Below are 22,904 nucleotides of genomic sequence, written 5' to 3'. Positions count from 1 at the left end.
GTTGCCTTTCTTCCGCTCCGCTCCACGCAAACACTCGCTTTATCGACTTCGCGCGGTTCACGATCGGATCGATTGCCTCGAATTTTCTTTTGAAATAGATCGACCGCCAATCGGATGGGTAATTTGATGAGGCAACCGTGTGGCCCGGTCGGATGTATAGATAGGCGTAGCCGGAAAAACCCGCTTGATGGGCAAGATGGGTCAAAGCGTCCTTGAGAACATTCTCATCGCCCCGAAGCGCGGCAAGGTCGATCAGTTGGCCCAGCCAATGTTGCATATTTTACTCCGTAAATTGTCAGGTGGGACAGATCACGAGGCGATCATTAAAAATTGTACCTGTAGCGTGAAAGCAATCATGGAATGCATTCAGTTTGGGACCTAATAATGCTGGAGCCAACCCTTGCTATGCCGGGAGTGGATTTTCTAAGACCAACCGGCCCGTATTTCTCCGTGAGATCAGGCGGGTCGTCACATAGTTCTGTTCGCTCGACGGATTGCGGTTGTTTCTCCATTGATTATTCCCAATCGCCTGCTGTCACTGACCCTTCGGCTGCTCTCAGGGGGCAGGAGCAGATATGTTTAGCATGGAGAAATCGCCTCGTTGGGCCCTGCATTCTGATCGCCGATCACCTAGTTCGCGAGCCTCGTCAAAAGATTAGTAGCCCGTCAAAATCAAATTTTGCATCGCTTGTACGTTTCGGAAGTCGAGTTCGGATAGCAAGTCGTTGTCGCTGGCAAAGTCCCTGCCATAGCAAGCACTGAGAATCTCCACGCCGCTTCTGTGAAGCGGGACTTCTACATTTGCCAGTTCTGCGAGCCTGATCGCGGGATTCAGGCCGAATGGAACGTCTTCAAGCACATAACGTGTATCGACGTTCTTCGGCCCCATGGGATCTTTACCGCTCTCGACCAGAATGCTGGAAACCTCAGTAACGGTTTCAGCACGAATTCCAAAAGAGTTGGCGAAATGATCGAGGATAGACGGAACCGATTTTCCCAAAGCTGCAGCAATGGCCAGACGCTCGCGATCAAGGGCTTCCACGAGCCTGCCAACGGCGGGTGTCACGTTGGCTCTTTGGCCCCAGCTTTCTCCCCGTTCGATACGTGTGAGGTTGCAAAGAGCGGTCGCGAGGTGGCTTTGCGGGTTGATGTTGCTGAGAACGATCGTGAGGATATCGTCTTTGACTACGAAACGGTCTCCGAATAAATCTTCGCACGTTCCCATGACTTCATCAGCGAAGGACGCAGGGACTGTCCCCATATCGACTTTGCCCCGAATAGCTCCGACCTGAATTTCGGTATGGGATTGCGCTTTCGATGTGAGAGCGGTGGTGTTCCACGCCACGATGGGGATCTGCATCCCTCGGTCTGCCAGTTTCTTAGAGAGGAAAAGGGCCGAAAACGAAAGATGGGCACTGATGATGACGGTGTGCCGCAGTTCGATGTGGGGGAGCAAAGCGTCCAGAACGAAACGATGTCCATAGGCCGGAAGAGCGAGCATTATCACGTCGCTTTCCGCCAGTTCCTTCGCATCGCGGCAGATCCCGGGACGGAAAGATCCTGAGATCGCCCCACGAACCGTAAGCGAGGCGCCTTCCATCAAGGCTTTCGTTCTCTGGCCAGAGGGAGACCAGACGCTCGCGTCATGACCGCGTTGCAGCAAAAATGCCGCATAACCCATTGCGATTGCACCGGCGCCGGCGATTCCGACTTTCATTTTTGATACAACCCTTTCTGACGACGAGCCAACCACTAGGTCCATTCATTGGCGCATGTCGTGAATTTCATGATTTCGACGAACCCTGTCGCTTGGAACAGGGTGGCATCAGTTCGTATCATCCACCCTGACCAGATGGCCTTCCGATACTTCCCGGTATTGCCTTTTAGGTGGTTCATATCCGATCGGCCTGACCGGGCTCTTCAACTCGTCACCAGCCATGCCTCGGCTGATCCTGCGGCGAACTGGATCAGGCACAGGCACCGCCGCCATCAGCTTTCTGGTGTAGGGGTGCTGCGGGTCTTCAAATATGGCCGCGCGCGGCCCGATTTCGACGATCTCGCCGAGATACATGACCGCCACACGGTGGCTGACGCGCTCGACGACGGCCATATCGTGGGAGATGAAGAGGAAGGCGAGATTGAGGCTCTGCTGCAAATCGAGCAATAGGTTGCAGACCTGGGCCTTGATTGAGACGTCGAGTGCCGAGACCGCTTCATCGGCGACGATCACTTTTGGGTCAAGCATGAGGGCACGCGCGATCGCAATACGCTGACGCTGGCCGCCGGAGAATTCATGAGGAAACCGCCGCATCATATTCGGTGACAGGCCGACCTTTTCCATCAGGGCCGCGGCCTTGTCGCGAGCCTGAGAGCTGCTGCCGAGCCGATGCTGAATAAACGGCTCGACCAGCGCCGATCCGATGCTCAGGCGCGGATTAAGCGAGGCATAAGGGTCCTGAAACACCATCTGGATCGAACGCCGCATTTTCCGCAACGAAGCGTGATTAAGCTTCATCACGTCCTGTCCGTCGACCACTACGTTTCCGCCTGTCGGGTTCACCAGTCGCGTAATCGACCTGCCGGTCGTGGATTTGCCGCAGCCCGATTCTCCCACCAAGGACAGCGTTTCGCCCTGGAAAAGGTTGAAGGACACGTTTTCAACGGCATGTACTGCGCCGGCCTTGCGACCAAACATGCCGGAACGGAGATGGAAGCGCATCGTCAGTTCTTCAACGTCGACGATCGGCGCCTTGTTTCTGACGACAGTGTCCGTGACGTCGGGCAGCAACTGTGGTTCGCCGGTCTTCGCGTCAAGAACCGGAAAGCGCAGCGGCAGCTTCCGATCACCCATGGAACCGAGGCGCGGTACGGCAGAAAGCAGCGCTCGCGTATATGGATGCTTCCCACGGTGAAAGATGTTGGCCGTCGCTCCTGTTTCGACCACATCGCCCCGAAACATGACGATCGTTCGGTCCGCCACTTCCGCAACGACACCCATGTCATGGGTGATGAAGAGGACAGACGTTCCTTCCTCTTCCTGCAAGGTCTTTATCAGGTCAAGAATCTGGCCCTGGATGGTCACATCCAGCGCTGTCGTCGGCTCGTCGGCGATCAGGAGTTTCGGCTTTGACGCGAGCGCCATGGCGATCATCACGCGCTGGCGCATGCCGCCGGAAAACTGATGCGGATATTCGTCGTACCGACCCTTGGCGTTCGGGATGCGGACTTTTTCGAGCAACCTGAGGACTTCGGCCCTGGCGTCGGCTTTGGAAATGTCCTTGTGAACCGTGAGTGCTTCGGCGATCTGCTTGCCGATCGGAATGATCGGGTTGAGTGAGGTCATGGGCTCCTGGAAGATCATCGAGATCTCGTTGCCGCGGATCTGACGCATGTCCTCTTCCGGAAGAGACAGGAGGTCTCTTCCGGACAGTAGCACGTTGCCTTCCACGCGGCTCGAGCGGGGCGCGAGCAGGCGCATGATCGACAGGGAGGTGACGGACTTGCCCGAACCGGACTCTCCAACGATCGCGACCGTCTCACGTGGCGCGATGTCGAATGAAATGTCACGGATGACGGTCTTCCAGCCGTCGTCGACCTTAAACGAGGTCGTGAGGTCGCGAACGGACAGGACGGGAGCCGCAGACACCGGAGCTCCGCTGACGACAGTTTCTTGAATAGGTAACGTCATTGCGCGCTCCTTGTCTTCGGATCGATCGCGTCGCGGAGCGCGTCTCCCAGTATGTTGAGGGCGAGTACGGTCAGAAGGATTGCCAGCGAGGGGAAGACAACCAGCCACCACGCACTCAGGATGTTCTCGAACCCTTCGCGGATCATGCCACCCCATGTTGCGGTCGGCGGCAGGACGCCGAGCCCGATGAACGCCAGGGACGCTTCCGTGCGAATGGCGGACGCCATCCACAGCGAAGCGACGACGACAATATCGGACAGGATGTTCGGCAGGATATGGACGCCCATGATCCGGGGCGGCGAGAACCCAAGCGAGCGGCCCGCCTCGACAAAGTCACGCCGCTTCATGGCGATCGTTGGGGCTCTTGCCACGCGGGCGAATGGAGCAGTCTCGGTGATGGCAATCGCGATGATCAGGTTTTCGAAGCTGGCGCCGAGCATTGCCGCGACCATCAGACCCAACAGCAGGGTTGGAAACGACAGCATGACATCGACGATACCCATAACGATTTGATCGAACACGCCGCCGATATAGCCTGCCAGGATTCCGAGCGCTGATCCGACCACCATGGCGATCAATACGGAGAGGAACCCGATCGACAGCGATATGCGGGCTCCATAGAGAAGACGCGAGAGGACGTCGCGACCGTAGCTGTCTGTGCCAAGCCAGAATTCAGCCGATGGCGGGCTCAGGCGATGAAGAATGTTCTGCTTCAAAGGATCGTAAGGCGCGACAAGCGGCGCGAATACCGCCAACAGAATGATCAGCGTCAGAAGGCCGATGCCGATCCACGAAAATCGATTGCGACGGAATGCCGTCAGGACGGGGTTTGGTTGTCGCAGGGGCGCGGCCTGAGAAACTGTCGCGTCGGTCATTGGGCAAGACTCACTCTGGGATCGACAAGGGCGTAGATGAGATCGGTCACCGTGTTCACGATGATGACGAAGGTCGCGAAGACCACCATCAACCCCTGGAGCATGGTGTAGTCGCGGGACTGCAGCGCGCCTAGAATGAGCTTCCCCAGGCCGGGTCGCGTGAAGACGATCTCGGTGAGAACGGAATTACCGATGAGGGTTCCGAAGTAGAGGCCAACGACCGTTACGATCGGGATGAGCGCGTTACCCAACGCATGCCGCATGATCAGACTGCGCGGACGAACGCCTTTCGCGCGCGCGGTACGGATATAGTCTTCGCCCAATACATCCAACATCGAGGAACGGGTGACGCGCGCGATGTAAGCCGTCATGATCAGGCCCAGGTTGAGCGCTGGCAGCAACAGGTTACGAAGATGATTGACCGGATCGCTTGTGGCCCGGCTCATCACAGGCAGCCATTGCAGCCAGACGGCGAAAGCCAGGAGCATCAGGATTGCCGAGACGAAGCCGGGGAAAGAGAGGCCGACAAGCGAGAGAATGCGGCTGAAATAGTCCGGCCATTGGTCGCGGCGGACGGCGGCGATGACGCCGAGCGGAACCCCGAGCAATGTTCCGATCAGCATTGCCGCGGCGGCAAGCTCCAGCGTATAGGGAAGAACGGTTGCCACCTCTTCCAGGACGGTGCGCCCGCTCACCATCGAGCGGCCGAAGTCGCCCATGAGCATATCTTTGATGAAGTTCAGGTACTGGACGCCGATCGGCTGGTCGAGACCGAGTTGGGTTCGCAGCGCTTGCAGCGTTGCGTCGCTTGCCCGATCGCCAAGCATGGCGACGGCGGCATCTCCCGGCACCAGACGCACCAGGACGAAAACCATCGTCAGCATGGCGATCAATGTCGGGATGGCGAGAAGGAGTCTTCGGATCGCATAACCTATCATGCGGCAACCCTTTCGATAGCGACGCGGCTCGCACGGAAGGCGTCGAGATTGTGATTTGTGTGACCCTCACAGATCAGATCGGCGACAACCCGTCCCACAGAGGGAACCAGCTGGAATCCGTGTCCGGAAAAACCGAAAACATGGATCAGTCCCTCGACCTGCTGCGAGAAACCGATCACGGGGACGTGGTCAGGCGTCATGGCCTCCATGCCGACCCATGTCCTGACCATCCGCACGCCCTGCAGCTCGGGGAAGACCCGGATCGCCGCCTGTACCGAGGGCGCGAGTGCGGCGATATCGACCGTGGCTGATTGCCGGTCAGCCGCCAGCTTTCCTTGAGAGCCGCCGCCGATGAGAAGCGTTCCTTGCGATGTCTGCTTGAGGGACAGTCTGCGGCCGAAGGAACCGACGACGGGCTTGATTCTGGGCGCGACGCGCTCAGTCACGACCATCATCGAAGTTCGGATCGCGTGCTGCAACGGGTCGCCCGCGAGCGCCGAGATATGGTCGGCCCACGCGCCTGCGGCATTGACGATCAGCGGCGCTTCAAAGGGGCCGTGCGTGGTCTCGGCTCGCCAATGGCCGGCGAATCGTGTCAGGCTGGTCACGAGGCATTCTTCGGTAATCTTTACCCCCGCTTTTTTCGCGGAATCGCGAAAAGCCCGAATGGTTCGGTGCGGGTCGGCCGAGCCGTCCCCGGCCACCCATGCCCCTCCCACGCAATGGGGCGATACGCCCGGCAAGAACCCTTGCACGTCGTCGGCATTGACAATTCGCTCATGGTAGAGCCCAATCGCCTCGAGACGGGCAATCCGCTCGGCGATCTTCGTCAGCGCCTGTTCATCCTCAGCGAGCTGCAATTGGCCACACGCGATAAAGCCGCAGTCGTCATCGACGAGCGCCTTCATGTTATGCCAGCTTTCCGCGGCCTCGATGCTGAGGGGTAACTCCACCACGTTCCGTCCGAGCGTGCGGACACCTGCGGCCGTCGCTCCTGACGCATGTCGGCCAACGAAGTGGCGCTCGACGAGTTGGACGGAGGCGCCTCGCCTTGCTGCCTGCAGGGCGGCGGAAAGCCCATGCAGACCGCCGCCGATAATCAGAACGTCGGTACTCATGCCGCGCCCTCCGTATTCTCCAGCGATGCAATTTCACCGAGAGTGATTGGCTTGAGCGGCGGGCGAATATGGAAGAAACTGACATTCCCGACCGGTAGGTTGTGCACCTCCGCGAGAAGCGCCTGAACCGTATATCCGCATTGACGCCCCTGGCATGGCCCCATCCCGCAGCGGGTCGCGGCCTTTACTGCGCTCGGGTCGGGGGGGCTGTTTCGGGCGGCCGACCGAATGGCGCCGGCGGTAACCTCCTCGCAGCGACATGCGATGACGTCGTCTGCAAGAGGAGTTCGAGGCGGAGGATAAACTGCATCGAGGAATGGTCTCAATGCAAGCGCCCGCTTTCGGCGCTTGTCGAGATGCGCGGTCCTGCGCAGGTGCTCGGGATCTGTCGCAATCCCGAGCTGCCCAGCAATTCCGAGTGCTGTGATCTCGCCAGAGACAGTCGCGGCCGTCCATCCACCGATTCCGCCTGCATCGCCGGCGACAAACAGACCTTCACGACTGGTTTGGCCCCAGCCGTCCAGCTTTGGCGCCAGATACCCCTGTTCCTCATTCCAGATATGGTCGCATTTCAGCGCAAGCGTTTCGTGAATGCGGGGGACGACACCCTCGTGAACCAGTAGCACATCGGCCTCTACCCGGTGGCGCTTTCCCGTCGCTTCCCAGGTGAGATGCTCAAGACGTTCTTCGCCTTCCGCTCGCAGATCCGAAAACCCCTTCACCATCATCCCGCTGCGTCTGACTTTACGGAGCCACCGCAATCCCTTGAAGAGGTTACCGAACTCACGCCACGCGCCGGGCAGCAGGACCAAGGCCGAGAGTTTCGGTGTCGTTGAGGTATCGAGGTATCCCGCTATGCGGCCGCCGAGGTTGAGAAGTTGTGTCGCGTAGAGAAGCGGCAGGGGGCCTGCACCGGCAATCCAGATCCGCCCCTCTGGCAACATGCCGCCTGACTTCAGCAGTATCTGCGCTGCGCCGACCGTCATAACGTTTGGCAAGGTCCAGCCGGGGAAGGGGACCGGCCGTTCCTGCGCGCCGTTGGCAAGCAACACAGAGCGAGCGGTGATGCGCCGTGCCGTGCCTCCCGTCGTCAAAAACAGGTTCCATCCGTCCTCGATCTGCCAGACCTGTGTCGACGGCAGGTATTCAGCGCCTGACGCCCTGAAAGCGGCGACAAGGGCGCCCCCTTTCGCGTAGTCTTCGCCAAGCGCCGGGAAAACCGGACTTGCGGCGTTGCGTTCGATACCCCTGAAGACCTGACCGCCAGGCGCGGGCTGCTCATCGATGACGATGACGCAAGCGCCGAGAGCACGTAGGCGCACCGCGGCGGACATGCCGGCCGGACCCGCGCCTACAATCGCGACATCGTAGCTCATGGGGAAATCTCCCGCGGCCCGCGCTGGCTTTCGATCTGCATTCCGGGCCGGACCGGAACCAGGCAACCTTGCGAGGATGCAACCCCGTCCACGATCGCCAGACACTCGAAACAGACACCCATCTGGCAATAGGGAAGCCGCGGTTTCCCGCTGACGGGAGAGCGTCTCCCGGCGTCGGGCACCCGCAGCAGCACGCTGGCCACGGTTTCTCCGTCCCAGGCCGGGGTCTCGACCCCATTCACGAGCACGGTCATGTCGGACGGTACACCCGGCCGCTCAAGCACACTTCTGAACATCGAATCTTCCATTTGAAAAAGCGGCGAGGTCACCAGACAACCTTCCCGAAATCATCGCGGGCGCCACGATCGCGGCATGGGCGGCGGCCAGCGTCACGCCGGAATGACAGGCCGCCGCAAAGAGACCGGGATAGCGCTCGGACTGTGCATAGATCGGCGAGCCGTCCGGGGGCATGACCCGAAAGCCGCTCCATTGACGCACGAGCCGCGCCGCGCTGAGAGCCGGAATAATCCTTGTCGCCCGCAGAGCGAGTTTCGTGGCGGATGCGACGGAGACACCCCGGTCTGTTGCATCTTCCTTCGTCGCACCGATCATGACCGTACCGTCGGCGGTCTGCCGCAACCCGCTTGCCGGATAGGGCAGGATCGGCGCCAACCGTTCCGTGACCAGCAACTGACCACGTTCCGATCTCAGCGGAATTGTAAAACCCAGTGGCTCCGTCAAAATCGGCGTTGCCAAACCTGCAGCAACGACGACCCGCGGTGCCCTGAAGCTGCCGGACATCGCGTTGACGACGAACCCGTGCCCCTCGGGGTTGATCGATCCCACCGTGCTGCGGAAAAGGATCCTGCTTCCCAGCGCAACGATTGCCTGTTGCAGCGCTGCAAGTAGTTGTAGCGGGTTTACATGACCGTCGGCCCGACAATAACTGGCGCCAACCACATCAGGGCCGAAGGTCACCGCCGGCATCATCCGCTCCAGCTCGCGGCGTTCGACCATTGTGGTATCTGCATAAGCAGCCTGATTGTGCATACGCCTGTTCAACGCATCACGCGCTTCGTATTCGCCGTCACTGAGACAGTAAAACAAGCCGCCCGGTCGCGTGTAATCGACGCGCGCCTCACTGGAGCCCGTCAATTCCTGCAGAAATGCCGGCCACAAATCAGCGCTTTGTCGGGTCAGACCATGGTAGGCAGGTGCCGTTGCGCCTTTTCCCTGTACCCAGACGAGCCCGAAATTGGCTCGGGCAGCACGCATGTCGCCGTCCTCGCCGTCGAGTACGAGAACACTTAGCCCCTTCTTTGCAAAGCCGTATGCCAGCGCCGCTCCTACGACACCGCCACCGACAACTATAATATCCGAGTTCACCCTCATTCTCCTTGGTTATTGCCGAGATTAGGAATCGAGGGTAGAAAGTCAAAGTCCTTTATTTCTATGGTGTATTCCCGGAGGTTATAGATGAGGGAGCCAAGCTTGCGTCAGCTTGAGGCGCTGATGGCCGTCGTGGAAGCAGGAACGGTTAGTCGAGCCGCCGAAGTGCTTCGCATCTCGCAGCCCGCCGCAAGTAAACTGATCCAGGACCTTGAGGCCGATACCGGCTTGCAACTGTTCGAGCGAGAAAGTGGGCGGCTGGTTCCGACTGGTCGAGGGATGCGTCTCTACGAAGAAGTGGAGCGCGTGTTTGGGGGTGTTCATCAGCTCGCCCGGGCCGTTGATGCCATCCGCCGGGAAGAACACGGCCACCTGCTGATCGGGACAATGCCGGCGTTATCCGGACCCTTCATCGCCCGGGTGATCACCAACTTCAAAAAGCGTCATCCGGACGTATTCGTGTCGATCGAGGCCCGCAGTTCCCAGTTCCTGACGGAAGCGGTCCTGCTTCGCCGTCTCGACCTGGCGCTTGTGATCAGCGGCCTTGAGCATCCATCAGCGATTGTTGACCCTTTGCGATGTCCTCCTGCGATCGTGGCTCTGCCGCCTGGCCACAGGCTATCTGAAAAACCGGAGCTTAATCCCGATGACTTGAAGGATGAGCCATTTGTGGCGTTTGCTCTCACAGGCACGATGCGCAGCAAGGTGGACGCCGCCTTTGAGCGGTTCGGGCACAGGCCGAAGATCGTCATCGAGGCCACAACCGCGCCGAATGTCGCGGCGCTGGTGGCTGCGGGGCTCGGAGTGACCGTTGCAGATCCAATCGCGCTAGAATCTGCCGGCGATCAAATCACGACAAGGCCTTTTCTGCCGGTCATCGATTTCAACTACGGCATCATTCGACCGGTCCGCGCCCGAAACAGCAAGCTTGTGGAGAATTTCGTTGAGGAAGTGCACGCGGCAGCGTTCTCGCCAAAGCTCAGACTATGAAAAAGCCCCGATCTCAAGCGCGTACACGCTATCGATTGAGGGTTGTCTGTTCCGTGATCGGCGGCGCAAGGTTCAGGGAGCCTTTGAGTTCGTAGCCGTAATTCAACGCCTTGTCGTGTACCCAGACCTGCATCAGGTTGAAAAGGGGAACACCGCAAACCTGATCGTAAATCTTCTTTTGCGCTGCCGACCAGAATTTGAACCTCTCTTCATCCGTCGCGGCTGTCCGCGCTGCGCTGATATCCGCATCCGCGGCGTCGCAATGCGCAAAATTCGTGACTGCGGTCGGTTTACCGATCGCGGCGTCAGATTGATAGAATTGGCTCAGGTAGCTGTCCGCGACCGGATAGCGGGCCGCACCATAGAAGACCAGATCACTGAGATCCTTGCGGATTTGCTCATGGTAGGTCGGATGATCGACGACCTTCATCTGCATGTTGATCCCCGCTTCCGCCAATTGCGCCTGAATGACCTCCATGATCGGCTGCTGGGCTGAACTGGACGAGACCACGGTTGACAAGGTAAGGCCGTTCTTGAATCCGGCTTCGGCCAAAAGTTTCTTGGAGGCCTCTGGATTGTATTTGTAGGTCCAGGTGCAATCCTCGCCGAGATAGTCGTTCGGTACGGACGAGCAGCCCTTGAGAGCGACGCCGGCGCCAACGAACTGGACGATCTGGTCGACATTGATCGCATGCGCGATGGCCTCTCGCACTTTGACATTGTCGAGCGGCTTGCGCGCCATGTTGATGAACACCGTGCGGTATTCACCCGGCGCGAAGATGTCGACTACGGCATTATCCCAGGCCTTGGCCTGATCGACCCAGCGTTGTTCACGCTTGCCGTAGATCAAGTCGAGTTCACCGGAGCGGAACGCCAGTTCCCGACTGGAGTCCGACGGAATGAGATCGACACGAATGTCGTCGATCTTCGGTGCTCCCCGGAAGTAGCGAGAAAAAGCCTTCAGATAAACCGACTGTTGCGTGACAGCCTTGTCGAACATGAATGGGCCTGTCCCGATCGGCGTCGTCTTGAACTTCGCCCCAAGAGCCTCCACCGCCTTCTTGCTCACGATGTTGCCACCATGATAATTGGCGACCAAGCCGAGGAACCCGGGGACGGGTTCGCTGAGCGTGATGCGGACAGTCAATGAATCGACGGCCTCGATCGATTTGAAGGCAGCATAGTCACTCGAAAAGGAAGAGGTGTCGGGGTTCTTGGCGCGCTGCAGCGAAAACACGACATCGTCCGCGGAGACCGTTCCATAATCTCCGTGAAACTTGACATCCTTGCGAAGCTTGAATGTCCAGACCAGGCCGTCAGGAGAGCTTACCCAGCTTTCGGCGATATCCGGTTCAATCTTCGTCGGAGCGGCGCTTCCCGGGGCAAATCGAACGAGACCGTTGAAAATCCACGAGACAATCGCGACGTCCTGCGTGTTGCTTGCCCTGGCAGGATCGAGCGTGGAAATATCGGCGGCGCCCACCGCAACCTTGAGTGTTGCAGCATCGGCAATCCCGGGCGCAATCCATCCCGTCAACATCGAGGCCGCAACCGCGGCGATAATACTCTTCCCGAATTTTTGTGACATGTTCCGCTCCTTAGTTTTATTTTCTGGACGGATTATTTGGTAATCTTCATAAGTGTCAAAGTCGCTATTTTGGGTGGCCTATTCGCAGCGGTTATACCGGCGTACTTTTTCAACCGAAGCGATCGTTTAAGGTACATGGAACCGCGACGAACTCGCGTTTGTACGGTTGAAGATAATGCGATAATGCCCACGTTGTCCGGTAATGCTGTTCGCGTTATCCACTGTGGTAATCCCGAACATCGCAGTTCTCCCGTTTAAGATCGCAGAGCAGTGCAGGTAGATCGAAATGGCCCAGCAAGTAAATCTTCGGCAAATTGAGGCATTCAAAGCAACGATCGAATGTGGTTCGGTAAGCCGGGCAGCCGAGTTGATGGGGATTTCCCAACCTGCGGCAAGCAAGTTACTCGCCCATCTGGAGACCGATATCGGTTTGCAATTGTTTGACAGACAGCGCGGTCGATTGTTGCCGAACAAGCAGGGAATGCGATTTTATGACGAAGTACAGAGGATTTTCGCCGGCGTCAGGCAATTGGAGCGGGCGGCAGAATCCATTCGTCGTGAAGAGCAAGGACGACTGACGATCGGCGTAATGCCAGGGCTTTCCGGCCAGTTCATTCAGCGCGTCATAGCCGACTTTCTCGCGGCACACCCTAAAACATACGTCATCGTAAAGGACGGCGCATCGAGATATATAGCCGACTGGCTGGCAACGAGGCAGATCGATATCGGAATCATCAGTGAGCGTTTCGATAACCCCAATCTGGCATCCAGCCCTTTGCATGACAGTCCCATGGTCTGTGTAATGCCCCCGGGTCATGGATTGTCGGAAAAGACCGAGATCAATCCATCGGACCTCAACCGCGAGAGGTTCGTTTCATTTGCCCCGGAAAGCCAGACGCGGCAACTGGTAGAGGCGGCACTGGAGGCTCACAATGTCAACGTGGACATCGTGATGGAGGCCGGGACCGCGCCGACGGTTTGTGAATTCGTCGCCGCCGGACACGGAATCTCGATCGTTCACCCCTTGCTTGCACATCCGGTCAGGGGTCGTGTCATCACCCGGCCATTCCGACCTGAGATCTCCTACGGGATGGTGCTCAGCCGGTCTCGGGAGACCCGGGATGCCAGACTTGTTGATGCGTTCATCGCACAGGCGCAGTTGGCGACAGCACAAGTGTTCGCGGAAATCGTTGATGGTTAAGCCAGATCTCGTTCACTCGGTCCAAAGTGAATAAAGTCGTCGCCAGGATAATAAGGAAAGGACCCCGGCCGCGGCAGTTGCGACCGGAGTGCGGGGGTATGCGCATCACGCCCCTAGTTTTTCATTGCCATTCTTCGTCCTGTTTCATGACGAAGTGGCCTGCCGACACTTCGCTGTACTGACGGATGGTTGGCACGTAGTCCGCAGGCCTTACGGGGCTCCTTAGCTCGGTATTGGAGATGGAGCGCTTTTGCAGGCGCTGCGCGGGATCTGCGATCGGTACTGCAGCCAGCAACCGCCTGGTGTACGGATGTTGCGGGTTCTGGAAGATCGCCTGGCGCGGTCCAATCTCGACGATCTCGCCGAGATACATGACGGCCACACGGTGGCTTACACGCTCGACCACGGCCATGTCGTGGCTGATAAAGAGATAGGAAAGGCCCATTTCCGCCTGCAGGTCGAGCATCAGGTTCACGACCTGCGCCTTGACGGACACGTCAAGCGCGGAGACCGCCTCGTCAGCGACGATCATGCGTGGCTCGAGAGCAAGCGCCCGGGCGATGCAGATGCGCTGCCGCTGGCCCCCCGAGAATTCGTGCGGGAAGCGGCTGGCCATGTCGGGCTGCAATCCGACGCGGGTCAGCAACTCTGCGACCTTATCCTTTGCCTGCGCGCGTGTTGCGAGCTTGTTGATGATCAAGGGGTCGGCGATGGCGGCGCCAACGTTCTGGCGTGGATTGAGGCTGCCAAAGGGATCCTGAAAGATCATCTGCATGCGCTTGCGCTGCTCAAGCAGTTCGGTCTCGTTGAGTTTGAGTATGTCAACGCCATCCAGCATGACCGATCCTGAGCGCGGCTCGACAAGGCGCAGGATCGACCGCCCGGTTGTTGACTTGCCGCAGCCGGACTCCCCGACAAGAGCGAGCGTCTCGCCGGCCTTGAGGTCGAATGAGACATTCTCGACGGCATGCACTCTACCTTTGACCGAAGAGAATACGCCACCGCGGATATCGAAGCGCGTCGTGAGCCCTTTGACTTCTAGGACAGGCCGCGCGGTTTCCTGAACGGTGTCGGGCACTTCTGCCGGCGCGTCGGATTGGCCGGTGACGCGATCGACGATCGGGAAGCGCATCGGGCGCTTGCGTCCTTCCATCGCGCCAAGTCTTGGCACGGCCGAGAGTAGTGCACGTGTATAGGGATGCTTCGGTTGGGCGAATATCTCGGAGGTAAGCCCCGCTTCCACCGCTTCGCCCTTGTACATTACCACGGTGCGGTCCGCGACCTCGGCAACCACGCCCATGTCATGGGTGATGAAGAGGATAGACATATCCTCTTCCTTCTGCAGCTCCTTGATGAGTTCGAGGATCTGCGCCTGGATTGTTACATCCAGCGCCGTTGTCGGCTCATCAGCAATCAGAAGTTTCGGTTTGCAGGCCAGCGCCATTGCGATCATCACACGCTGACGCATCCCGCCCGACAGTTCAAAGGGATACTGGTCGAGCCGCCGCTCAGGATCCGAGATATGGACCTTGCGCAACATCTCCAGTGCGATCTGCCGCGCTTCACGACGTGAACAGTCCTGGTGTGCCAAAACGGCCTCGGCAATCTGTTGCCCGATCCTGTAGACCGGGTTCAGGCTGGTCATGGGCTCTTGGAAGATCATCGCCATGTCGCCGCCCCGCAGCGAACGAGCCGACTCACCGGAGACACGAGCGAGGTCATGGACCTTGCCGGAGCTGCTGGCGAACCTGATCTTGCCATCAGCGATGCGTGCGACTTTATGTGGGAGCAGGCCCATGATCGACAGGCTGGTCACCGACTTGCCGGAACCCGACTCTCCGACCACGGCGAGCGTCTCACCCCGATTGAGATTGAACGACACGCCATTGACCGCGGCAAACGCACCGGACGGTGTCGCGAACTCGGTCCGAAGACCTTCCACCGAAAGCTGAACGTCCGAAGGCATGGGCGCGGCCGTGTCTTTGGAGACATTGCTCTCGCGCTTCTTATTGGGGAAAGGCTTGAGCTTGGTGGTGCGCGGGTCGAAGACGTCGCGGATCGTGTCGCACAATGCGTTGACGATGAAGATCGTAACGACGAGAGCGACACAGGGCCAGACGAGGCCCATCGGATTCAGTTCGAGATAACTCCGCGCTCCGCGGATCATCAGACCCCAGGACGGCGTGGGCGGCACGATGCCGAGGCCGAGGAAGCTCAGACCGGACTCCACCACGATGGCAGACGCCACGACCAGCGAGAACTGGACGAACAGGGGTGCGGCGATATTGGGAAGGATCGTCTTTCGCATGATGCGCAACGGTCCGGCGCCGAGCGAGCGCATCGCCTCGACATATTCCTTCTCCTTGACGGAACGCACCTCGCCATAGGCGATGCGCGCGAACTCCGGCGCATAGAATACGGAAAGCGTCGCGATGAGGGTGAGTGTACCCGGTCCTGTGAAGGCGATGACGAGGAGAGCCAGCAGGATCGGAGGGAATGACAGCATGAACTCGGCAACACGCACGGTCAGCACTTCGGCCAAGCCGCCGAAATAGCCCCCGGCCAGGCCGGCGGCAATCCCGATGGCAGCCGCTACGAGGCCTGTGGCGATCGCGACGCTGAGCGAGACGCGGGCGCCGTAAAGCAGGCGGCTAAGCACATCGCGGCCGAACTCGTCCTGTCCGAGCCAATGGCTTGCCGAAGGCGCCGCGAGACGCCCGCCTATATCCATGGCGAGCGGATCTGTGGGAGCAATGACCGGTGCTAGAACAGCGACGAGCACGAGCAGACAAAGAGCGGCCGACGGCAAGGCTAGATGACGGAATTTGGCACTGTGCCAGATCAAAGAAAGACGGCTCATGATTTACGCACCCGCGGGTCCAGAAGGGAATAGAGAACGTCCACGATCAGGTTGAGCAGGATAAACAGCGATGCTGTCACCAGAACGATACCTTGGACCTCCGGATAATCCCGGCTCTCGACGGCCCTTACGAGGAAGCCGCTCATTCCGGGCCAGTTGAAGATGTATTCGACAAGGACGGTGCCTCCGAGCATTGTGCCCATTTGCAGCCCGGTCACCGTCAGGACGGGGCCGAGTGCATTGCGCACCACGTGGCGGCGTAGCACCCGTCGCTCTTGCAGTCCCTTGGCACGCGCGGTGCGCACCCAGTCCTGCTGCAGGACATCGAGTACGGTCGATCGGGTCATGCGGATGATCACCGCGGAGAAGCCGACGGCGATGGCAGCCGAGGGCATCAACAACAGGATCAGATGTGTCCGTGGCGAGACGCTGAACGGGACGAACCCGCCAGCGGGCACGAGGCGCAGCATCAGGGCGAAGACCAGCACGAAGACGGTTCCGAGCACGAAGGTCGGGATCGACAGGGCAAAGCTGGTCGCCCCGCCCAGGATGCGGTCGATCCATGTTCCGCGCTTGCGGGCTGCCAGCACGCCCAACGGGATGCCGACGATCAGCGACAGAAGCGTTGCCATTCCGATCAACTCTAGCGTCCTTGGCAATCGTTGTGCGATATTGCCAAGGACGTCCTCGTCGTCCTGGAAGCTCCGGCCGAGATCTCCCCGGCTGAGCCTGGACAGATAGTTCACATATTGCTGGTGCAGTGGCTGGTCGAGACCGAGACGCGACCGCATCTCGGCGACTGCCTGGGGGTCAGGCTCCATACCGTCCGCGGACAGCATGACCTCGACCGGATCTCCCGGAACCACATGCAGGATCATGAAGACCGAAGTGGCGACCAGAAAAATCATTGCGGCCGCCACCGCGCTCCTTCTCACTATATAACTGAGCATCGCGCTCTACCCTTCTGAGCGCGCGCTCACCCGATATAGACTTCGTCGAACGCGATGCCCGACTGGTTGATCAGAAAATCCGGAAGGCTCTTGAAGTCCTTGACACCGTCATGCAGGGCATAGGCCTGCGTACGATAGTTGAGGAACGTAACCGGCGTGATTTCCTGAACGGCACGCTGCAGGTCGGCATAGATCTGAACCCGCTTTGCCTGATCGCTCTCGTAGCGGCCGTGCAGCAGAAGGTCATCCAGCTTCGGATCGGCAAGTCCGACCGAACGGCGATAGGACTCTCCGCCCGAGCCGAGGAGTGATGTCAATTCATCCGGATCGCCAAGTTCCGATGCCCCGCCATTGATCGCGAAATGATAACGGCCTTCATTGCCCTGGCTGACACGCACGCCCCATTCGGGAAGGCTGAGCTTGATGTTCATGCCGATGGACGAAAGCTGCGCCTGGATGATCTCGGCCGGGTCCTTGTGGAAGCTATAGGTGCTGGTGGCGAGAAGCGTTGCTTGAACGTTTTCTGCACCGGCCTCTTTCAGAAGAGCCTTGGCACGGTCGGGATCGTAAGGCCACAGATGTTCGAGTTCCGAGACCCTGTAGGGAGAGCCTTCTGGAAGCGGCACGCCGTCCAGAGCCTTGCCAAAACCTTGGAACGCTCCCTTCACCAGGTCCTCGCGATTGATCGCATGCGCTACGGCTCGGCGAACGAGGGGATTGGTGAACGGTCCCTGCTTCAGATTGAAGACCATGTACATGAAGAGACCGAGGGCCGACTGCATCTGTATGCCAGGCTTTTCGGAAAGGCTTTTCATGCTCTGAGCGGGTACGTACTCAATAATGTCGACGTCACCCGCTTCAAGAGCGGCCACTCGAAGGCTATCGTCGGCGTAGACGACGAACCGGAGGTTCTCTGTCTTCGGAAGGCCTGGTTTGTAAAAATCTGTTCGGGCCTTGAAAACGAGCGATACGCCTTTCTCAGACGACTCAAGCTTATAGGGTCCGGCGCCGATCATCGCCTCGGGCTTGTCCATCTGTTTGGAAAAAACGATAGGAGCGTGAGGGCTGGCAAGGACTGCAATAAACGACGGCGTCGCCCGCTTCAATGTGATACGAACCGTTTTTGGACCGACAGCCTCGATTTTCTCGATCTCCTGGAAATACTGGCGGAGATAAGCGGTCGATTTCTCGGCACGAATTGCGTCAAACGACGCCTTGACGTCATCCGCGGTGACCGGCTCCCCGTTCTGAAACTTTGCATTGGCGCGAAGCTTGAACAGATAGGTGCGCGGGTCGGTCAGTTCCCAGCTCTCGGCAAGTTCCGGCTGGATTTTCCCCTCACTGTTGAAGGTGACTAGCCCCCGAAACAGAAGCATTTTTATAGTTCGCGCCGCAGCGCCGGAATGCTCGAAGGGCCTGAGGTTTGGTGGATAGGCGGAAAGTGCATAGGTCACCGTCCCGGGCGTAGCCGCTCGTGCGGAACGAGCGAGTAGACCTGGAGCGAGCAGTCCCGCTCCAATCGCACCGCTTCCAAGGAGGAAGCTGCGACGGTTTGAAATAAATCTCCCGGTTAGATCAAATAGAGCATGCGACATCGTTCCACTCCTTGTTTTTTGTTTGATTTCTACTCGGCTTCGGCACATAGGCCGACGCTCGGTCAGGTGCACTGCAGGCTGTGCAGCGCTTCTTCTGTCTTCTCCTTGCCGTAGTCGCGCATGGCAGCACCTTCAGAAATCACCCCGTCGCGGAGGTCTTTCGCCAGCTCCGCAGTCGGGCGTTCGGCTGGAAGGCCGAACCCGCCGCCACCTGGCGTCTCGAGACGCATGCTGTCGCCCGCTTTCAGGATAATGTGGGCCACCTTGGAGGGCAGAACCTCCTGATCCTCGCGACCGGGGTTGCGCGTCAGCGTGCCGCGACCTCCCTCGAGACCTCCAAGCGCGCCTTCGGCCCCCTTCTTGTGACTATCGGAGCGCGCGGAAAATATCGTCCCGTCCTGAAAAACCCGGATCTGGCGGGCAATGCCCAATCCGCCCCGATGGCGTCCAGCACCGCCGGAATCGTTCACGAGCCCGTATTCCTCGACTAACAGCGGAAACTCGTTTTCAAGAGCTTCGGTCGGAAGATTAAGGCTGTTGGTGACGTGAACATGGACACCGTCCATTCCATCCCGATCGGCCTTTGCTCCGGCGCCGCCGCCGAGAGCCTCGCCACAGACGTAGAGGTTCTGGCTACCGGCCCGTGTCCCTGAGAAGTTGATGGAGGGGAGAACGTCGTTGCCGGAGGCGATGATCCTGTTCTCGGGGAGAAGGCCCCGGAAGGCGCCAAACACCGCGCCGGCGATCTTCTGGCAGGTGATCGATCTTGCGCCGCAGGCGGCCGGATGGATCGGATTGGCAATGGAGCCTTTCGGAGCCTCGATCGTGATGGCTTCGAACATGCCGCTGTTCGGCATCAGCTCAGGGTCGAGAAGGGCTTTGACGCTGTAATAGACCGTAGCGCGCAGCGCGCTGGTCGAGACGTTCAATGCCCCACGCGCCTGTGGTCCCGTTCCGTCGAGATCGAAGTGAAGCTGGTCGTCCGTGACGGTGACGGTCACCTTGATCGGAACCGGATCTCCGCCGTTTCCATCATCATCGAGTTGCGTCGAGAACGTGTAACGTCCGTGCTTGAGACCGGAAATTCGACGACGCAAGCGCCGATTGGTGTAATCGAGTACGTCGTCGATCGCGCGATCGACCTCATCCAGACCCATCTTGATGAACAGGTTTTTGGCCGCGGCCCCACCCTTCAGGTTGACGGCAACTTGTACGTTGAGATCGAGCTGTCGCTCTTCCGGCAGGCGCGAATTTGTTGCGATCAGGCGGATCAGTTCGTGATCGACCTTTCCGCCGCGCACGATCCTCATCGCCGGAATACGGATACCCTCGGCAAAGATCGTTGCTGATTTCGCCGATGTCGATCCGGGTACCGCGCCGCCGACATCCGAATGGTGCCCGATGTTGGCTGCAAACAGCCTGACCGCTCCGTCGATGAAGATCGGTGTAACCACCGAGATATCGGGAAGATGGGTGCCGCCTGCGAGATAGGGGTCATTGCAGATGAAGGCATCGCCTTCGACCATCTCGGAAACCGGGCAGGCCTCCAGCACGGCCTGCATGCTTCCCATCAGCGACCCCAGATGCAGCGGAATATGCGTGCCTTGGGCAAGAAGGCGGCCACGCGCGTCAAAGAGTCCAACAGAGAAGTCCCGCCGTTCCTTGATCTGCGTCGAGAACGAGGCGCGCATCATGTTGATCGCCATGTTCTCGGTGATCGAGAGCAGGCGGTTCGTGAAGATCTCCATGGCGATCGCATCGAACCTGCGCGCCGGACCGAAAGTGTTGAGAGCCGAAGTCATGGGCAGAGCCTTATGCTTGAACGATGATGTTGCCGGCGGCGTCGACCGCCGCCTGCTGGCCTGGAAGAACGATCGTCGTCGAACTCATCTCATCGATCACCGCGGGGCCGAATAGAGGCGAGTCGACCGGAAGAGCGGCGCGGTCATAAACCGGCGTGTCGAGCCAGCCTTCCTTCCCGAAAAACACGGGGCGATGTCCAATCTGCGCATCGGTGATGGATGTGCCCCCCTGATGCGGCGCGGGTTCGAACTTTGTCGTGACGCCGATCGCCTGAACGCGGCAGTTGACGATCTCGATGTCGCGGCCGGGAATGTCGTAGCCGTATTCGGCCTGATGGGCTTCGCCGAACTTCTTCTGGAAGATATCCAGACCGCTCTCGTTCATATCGTTGACCGGGACGGTGATCTCGAAGTTCTGCCCCCGATAATGGGCATCCACCGCTAGATTGAACCGGCGGTGCTCTTCCGGGACTTTTTCGCCGGCAAGCCAGACCGCGCCGTCTTTTTGCAACTCGCGCAGCAGCGCCCAGACCTGCGTCCAGCTTTTCGCATCGACCATGGCCAAGCATGTTCTTACGAAATCGAGACTGACATCCGAGAGCAAGGCGCCGCGTGCGCACATCGTGCCAGGTTCTTGCGGTATGAGAATGCGCTTGATGCCGCATTCGCGGGCCACTTCCGTCGCATGAAGCGGGCCGGCGCCGCCATAGGCGAACAGCGTCAGATCATCCAGATCGTAACCGCGCTCCGTCGTCACCGCACGGATGGCCCGGCTCATGTTCGCGATCGCCACCTGCAGGATGCCGTAAGCTGCGTCGTCAGTACTCAGCTCTAGCGGATCGGCGACGTTTTCCTTGATCGCCCTAATCGCCAGCTCACGGTTGATGGGCATCCGTCCGCGCAGCAAAGCGACGGGATCGAGCCGATTGAGCGCAATATTGACGTCGGTCAGCGTCGGCATCGTGCCGCCCTTGTCATAGGCGGCTGGACCCGGTGCGGCGCCAGCACTGCGCGGCCCGACCTTCAACGCCGAAGCATCGTCGACACTGGCGATACTCCCGCCGCCCGCACCGATCACGTGAATATCGACCATCGGCAGTTTTACTGGGTGATCGGCGACAAGACGGCCCGAAGTGAACAGCGCGCGACCGTCGAGGATCAGCGCCACGTCGGTGCTCGTCCCTCCGACATCGAAGGTGACGAGATTGGGCATTCCCGCGCGTGCACCGACCATGGCCGCACCAACCACACCCGCCGCTGGCCCCGACAAACAGGTCGCCACCGGCAGGCGGCGAACGCTTTCGAGCGACAACACGCCGCCGTTCGAGTGGATGGTCATCGGTGCGACTGGAATTCCGATGTCCGAGATACCGCCACTCAGGCGGCTGAGATATCGATCCATCTTCGGACCGACATAGGCATTGAGAACTGTTGTTGAGGTCCGCTCGTACTCCCGGAATTCAGGAAGGACCTTCGAAGATATGCTGACATACACATCGGGCATTACGCTCTGGACTACGGCAAGCGCCCGTTCTTCGTGTACGGGATTTCGATAGGAGTGGAGAAAGCAGATTGCTACTGCTTCCACGCCAGACTGCCTCAGGAGCTCTGCCTGACGTCGCAGCTGTTCCTCGTCAAGATGCAAGACGACGTCACCGGTCGCCGAAAGCCGCTCGTCTACCTCAAGCCGGCAATAGCGCTCGACAAGTGGCGATGCCTTGGGAACTGTCGTATCGTAGAGCGACGGGCGGTTCTGTCTTCCGATCGCAAGCACGTCCCTGAAGCCACGCGTCGTGAGGAGGCCAGTCGGAGCGCCTCTCTCCTCGATGATCATGTTGGTTGCGACAGTCGTGCCGTGGCCGATGTAGTCGACTTCACTTGCCGGAAAACCGAACTCTTCCACAATCCGACCGAGACCGTCAAGGATTGCCTGAGACGGGTCGGCGGGGGTTGAGGGCAGCTTGTAATACTGGACTGTCCCGTCGGCCGTATTCTGCACGACGAAATCAGTAAATGTGCCGCCTACGTCTATTCCAATTCTTCGCATTAAAGCCCCTCATTGACCACGACATGGCCATGTTTTTTCATTGCCCCATACTTTTCTCATTCTGGGCCATTAGTCCAAGTCGAAATTTAAGGGCATATATTCTGTGGGGTTATACCGCGTAGGCGGATGACGGCGGAGTTCAGACCGGTTGGACGCTTGCCGCGGGATTCTTAACCGAAAAATCATGATAGAAGACGTGGAGTGAGGGGGGTTCAACGCTTCACAACGACAAGCTACCTATCCCTTATAAAAACCCAGAAAGACAATATCCTGATCTACCAGGACATTGAATTTGTAGCCCGGTCGGATCTGCAACGTCGGCTGCACGTCCATATTCCGCTGGATCGTCCGGTCGGCCACTCGCCCAAAGGTCTCAGCAAAATTTCGCCTTGCTGCGTCGGATGCCGTATCCTGGGTGGCAAGCATCGAGCTCTGGGGAACCGCCATGTCGATGCCGGTCCCGATCAGCGCGATCATAACCGCCGAG

The 22,904-nt window shown here is 59.1% G+C and carries 18 protein-coding genes and 1 pseudogene; 2 read left to right on the top strand and 17 right to left on the bottom strand.

All coding sequences use genetic code 11. The annotated features are described in order from the left end of the window. From FHT69_RS33805 to FHT69_RS33765, 9 genes are all read right to left on the bottom strand, one after another. The coding region (locus FHT69_RS33805; RefSeq protein ID WP_183845800.1) for an autoinducer binding domain-containing protein at nt 1-277 on the bottom strand (277 nt) is incomplete at its 3' end. A 378-nt stretch (nt 278-655) separates the two neighbouring features. Then, the gene (locus tag FHT69_RS33800; protein WP_183845799.1) at nt 656-1,717 is read right to left on the bottom strand and encodes an NAD/NADP octopine/nopaline dehydrogenase family protein; all 1,062 of its coding nucleotides are present in this window, start codon (nt 1,715-1,717) and stop codon (nt 656-658) included. 108 nt (nt 1,718-1,825) lie between these two features. Next, nucleotides 1,826-3,688, bottom strand: coding sequence for an ABC transporter ATP-binding protein (locus FHT69_RS33795; RefSeq protein WP_183845801.1), 1,863 nt, complete (start codon nt 3,686-3,688; stop codon nt 1,826-1,828). Further along, on the bottom strand, nt 3,685-4,563 hold the full coding sequence (locus FHT69_RS33790) for an ABC transporter permease (RefSeq protein WP_183845798.1): 879 nt from the start codon (nt 4,561-4,563) through the stop codon (nt 3,685-3,687). Before FHT69_RS33790 ends, FHT69_RS33795 begins: the two co-directional genes overlap by 4 nt. Next, nucleotides 4,560-5,501: an ABC transporter permease gene (locus FHT69_RS33785; protein ID WP_183845797.1), complete on the bottom strand. Its 942-nt coding sequence runs from the start codon at nt 5,499-5,501 to the stop codon at nt 4,560-4,562. Before FHT69_RS33785 ends, FHT69_RS33790 begins: the two co-directional genes overlap by 4 nt. Then, complete coding sequence (locus FHT69_RS33780) at nt 5,498-6,619, bottom strand: NAD(P)/FAD-dependent oxidoreductase (RefSeq protein WP_183845796.1); 1,122 nt, start codon at nt 6,617-6,619, stop codon at nt 5,498-5,500. The genes FHT69_RS33785 and FHT69_RS33780 overlap by 4 nt, the downstream gene beginning before the upstream one ends. Further along, nucleotides 6,616-7,995 (bottom strand): NAD(P)/FAD-dependent oxidoreductase, encoded by a 1,380-nt coding sequence (locus tag FHT69_RS33775; protein ID WP_183845795.1) that lies wholly within the window; start codon nt 7,993-7,995, stop codon nt 6,616-6,618. The genes FHT69_RS33780 and FHT69_RS33775 overlap by 4 nt, the downstream gene beginning before the upstream one ends. Further along, entirely contained in the window at nt 7,992-8,291 is a 300-nt protein-coding gene (locus FHT69_RS33770) for a (2Fe-2S)-binding protein (protein ID WP_183845794.1), read from the bottom strand. Before FHT69_RS33770 ends, FHT69_RS33775 begins: the two co-directional genes overlap by 4 nt. Continuing rightward, nucleotides 8,272-9,387, bottom strand: coding sequence for an FAD-binding oxidoreductase (locus tag FHT69_RS33765; RefSeq protein WP_183845793.1), 1,116 nt, complete (start codon nt 9,385-9,387; stop codon nt 8,272-8,274). Before FHT69_RS33765 ends, FHT69_RS33770 begins: the two co-directional genes overlap by 20 nt. Before the next feature lie 99 nt (nt 9,388-9,486). Between FHT69_RS33765 and FHT69_RS33760 the strand changes: the two genes are divergently transcribed. Then, on the top strand, nt 9,487-10,374 hold the full coding sequence (locus FHT69_RS33760) for a LysR substrate-binding domain-containing protein (RefSeq protein ID WP_246713042.1): 888 nt from the start codon (nt 9,487-9,489) through the stop codon (nt 10,372-10,374). 28 nt (nt 10,375-10,402) lie between these two features. On the opposite strand, the gene FHT69_RS33755 is transcribed toward FHT69_RS33760, so the two are convergent. Beyond that, on the bottom strand, nt 10,403-11,962 hold the full coding sequence (locus FHT69_RS33755) for an ABC transporter substrate-binding protein (RefSeq protein ID WP_183845791.1): 1,560 nt from the start codon (nt 11,960-11,962) through the stop codon (nt 10,403-10,405). 286 nt (nt 11,963-12,248) lie between these two features. On the opposite strand from FHT69_RS33755, the gene FHT69_RS33750 reads away from it, so the two are divergent. Further along, nucleotides 12,249-13,163, top strand: a complete 915-nt coding sequence (locus FHT69_RS33750) for a LysR substrate-binding domain-containing protein (protein ID WP_183845790.1) — start codon at nt 12,249-12,251, stop codon at nt 13,161-13,163. Nucleotides 13,164-13,284: 121 nt separating this feature from the next. Here FHT69_RS33750 and FHT69_RS33745 read toward each other — a convergent pair whose 3' ends face one another. The 7 genes and pseudogenes from FHT69_RS33745 to FHT69_RS33720 form a co-directional block, all read right to left on the bottom strand. Then, the gene (locus FHT69_RS33745; RefSeq protein WP_246713044.1) at nt 13,285-15,129 is read right to left on the bottom strand and encodes an ABC transporter ATP-binding protein; all 1,845 of its coding nucleotides are present in this window, start codon (nt 15,127-15,129) and stop codon (nt 13,285-13,287) included. Nucleotides 15,130-15,204: 75 nt separating this feature from the next. Next, nucleotides 15,205-15,894: pseudogene (locus tag FHT69_RS34500) on the bottom strand (ABC transporter permease); the annotation flags it as partial. Nucleotides 15,895-16,019: 125 nt separating this feature from the next. Then, nucleotides 16,020-16,973: an ABC transporter permease gene (locus FHT69_RS33740; RefSeq protein WP_183845788.1), complete on the bottom strand. Its 954-nt coding sequence runs from the start codon at nt 16,971-16,973 to the stop codon at nt 16,020-16,022. Nucleotides 16,974-16,999: 26 nt separating this feature from the next. Then, on the bottom strand, nt 17,000-18,640 hold the full coding sequence (locus FHT69_RS33735; RefSeq protein WP_183845787.1) for an ABC transporter substrate-binding protein: 1,641 nt from the start codon (nt 18,638-18,640) through the stop codon (nt 17,000-17,002). Further along, entirely contained in the window at nt 18,631-20,370 is a 1,740-nt protein-coding gene (locus FHT69_RS33730; protein ID WP_183845786.1) for a hydantoinase B/oxoprolinase family protein, read from the bottom strand. The genes FHT69_RS33735 and FHT69_RS33730 overlap by 10 nt, the downstream gene beginning before the upstream one ends. A gap of 10 nt (nt 20,371-20,380) precedes the next feature. Continuing rightward, nucleotides 20,381-22,417 carry a hydantoinase/oxoprolinase family protein gene (locus FHT69_RS33725; RefSeq protein WP_183845785.1) on the bottom strand — a complete coding sequence of 679 codons (2,037 nt, stop codon included), beginning with the start codon at nt 22,415-22,417 and terminating at the stop codon, nt 20,381-20,383. A 237-nt stretch (nt 22,418-22,654) separates the two neighbouring features. Next, nucleotides 22,655-22,904: TrbI/VirB10 family protein (locus FHT69_RS33720; protein WP_281413889.1), on the bottom strand; the 250-nt coding region annotated here is incomplete at its 5' end.

Source organism: Rhizobium sp. BK008 (assembly GCF_014197345.1).
GTDB lineage: Bacteria > Pseudomonadota > Alphaproteobacteria > Rhizobiales > Rhizobiaceae > Rhizobium > Rhizobium anhuiense.
The sequence above is the reverse complement of the archived record's forward strand: the minus strand, read 5'-3'. Positions and strand labels throughout refer to the sequence as shown.

Coding starts and splice junctions, on each gene's coding strand:
- FHT69_RS33730 (WP_183845786.1), bottom strand. CDS start 20,370: ATGACTTCGGCTCTCAACACTTTCGGTCCGGCGCGCAGGTTCGATGCG.
- FHT69_RS33800 (WP_183845799.1), bottom strand. CDS start 1,717: ATGAAAGTCGGAATCGCCGGCGCCGGTGCAATCGCAATGGGTTATGCG.
- FHT69_RS33750 (WP_183845790.1), top strand. CDS start 12,249: ATGGCCCAGCAAGTAAATCTTCGGCAAATTGAGGCATTCAAAGCAACG.
- FHT69_RS33780 (WP_183845796.1), bottom strand. CDS start 6,619: ATGAGTACCGACGTTCTGATTATCGGCGGCGGTCTGCATGGGCTTTCC.
- FHT69_RS33790 (WP_183845798.1), bottom strand. CDS start 4,563: ATGACCGACGCGACAGTTTCTCAGGCCGCGCCCCTGCGACAACCAAAC.
- FHT69_RS33785 (WP_183845797.1), bottom strand. CDS start 5,501: ATGATAGGTTATGCGATCCGAAGACTCCTTCTCGCCATCCCGACATTG.
- FHT69_RS33795 (WP_183845801.1), bottom strand. CDS start 3,688: ATGACGTTACCTATTCAAGAAACTGTCGTCAGCGGAGCTCCGGTGTCT.
- FHT69_RS33755 (WP_183845791.1), bottom strand. CDS start 11,962: ATGTCACAAAAATTCGGGAAGAGTATTATCGCCGCGGTTGCGGCCTCG.
- FHT69_RS33775 (WP_183845795.1), bottom strand. CDS start 7,995: ATGAGCTACGATGTCGCGATTGTAGGCGCGGGTCCGGCCGGCATGTCC.
- FHT69_RS33745 (WP_246713044.1), bottom strand. CDS start 15,129: ATGCCTTCGGACGTTCAGCTTTCGGTGGAAGGTCTTCGGACCGAGTTC.
- FHT69_RS33740 (WP_183845788.1), bottom strand. CDS start 16,973: ATGCTCAGTTATATAGTGAGAAGGAGCGCGGTGGCGGCCGCAATGATT.
- FHT69_RS33770 (WP_183845794.1), bottom strand. CDS start 8,291: ATGTTCAGAAGTGTGCTTGAGCGGCCGGGTGTACCGTCCGACATGACC.
- FHT69_RS33725 (WP_183845785.1), bottom strand. CDS start 22,417: ATGCGAAGAATTGGAATAGACGTAGGCGGCACATTTACTGATTTCGTC.
- FHT69_RS33765 (WP_183845793.1), bottom strand. CDS start 9,387: ATGAGGGTGAACTCGGATATTATAGTTGTCGGTGGCGGTGTCGTAGGA.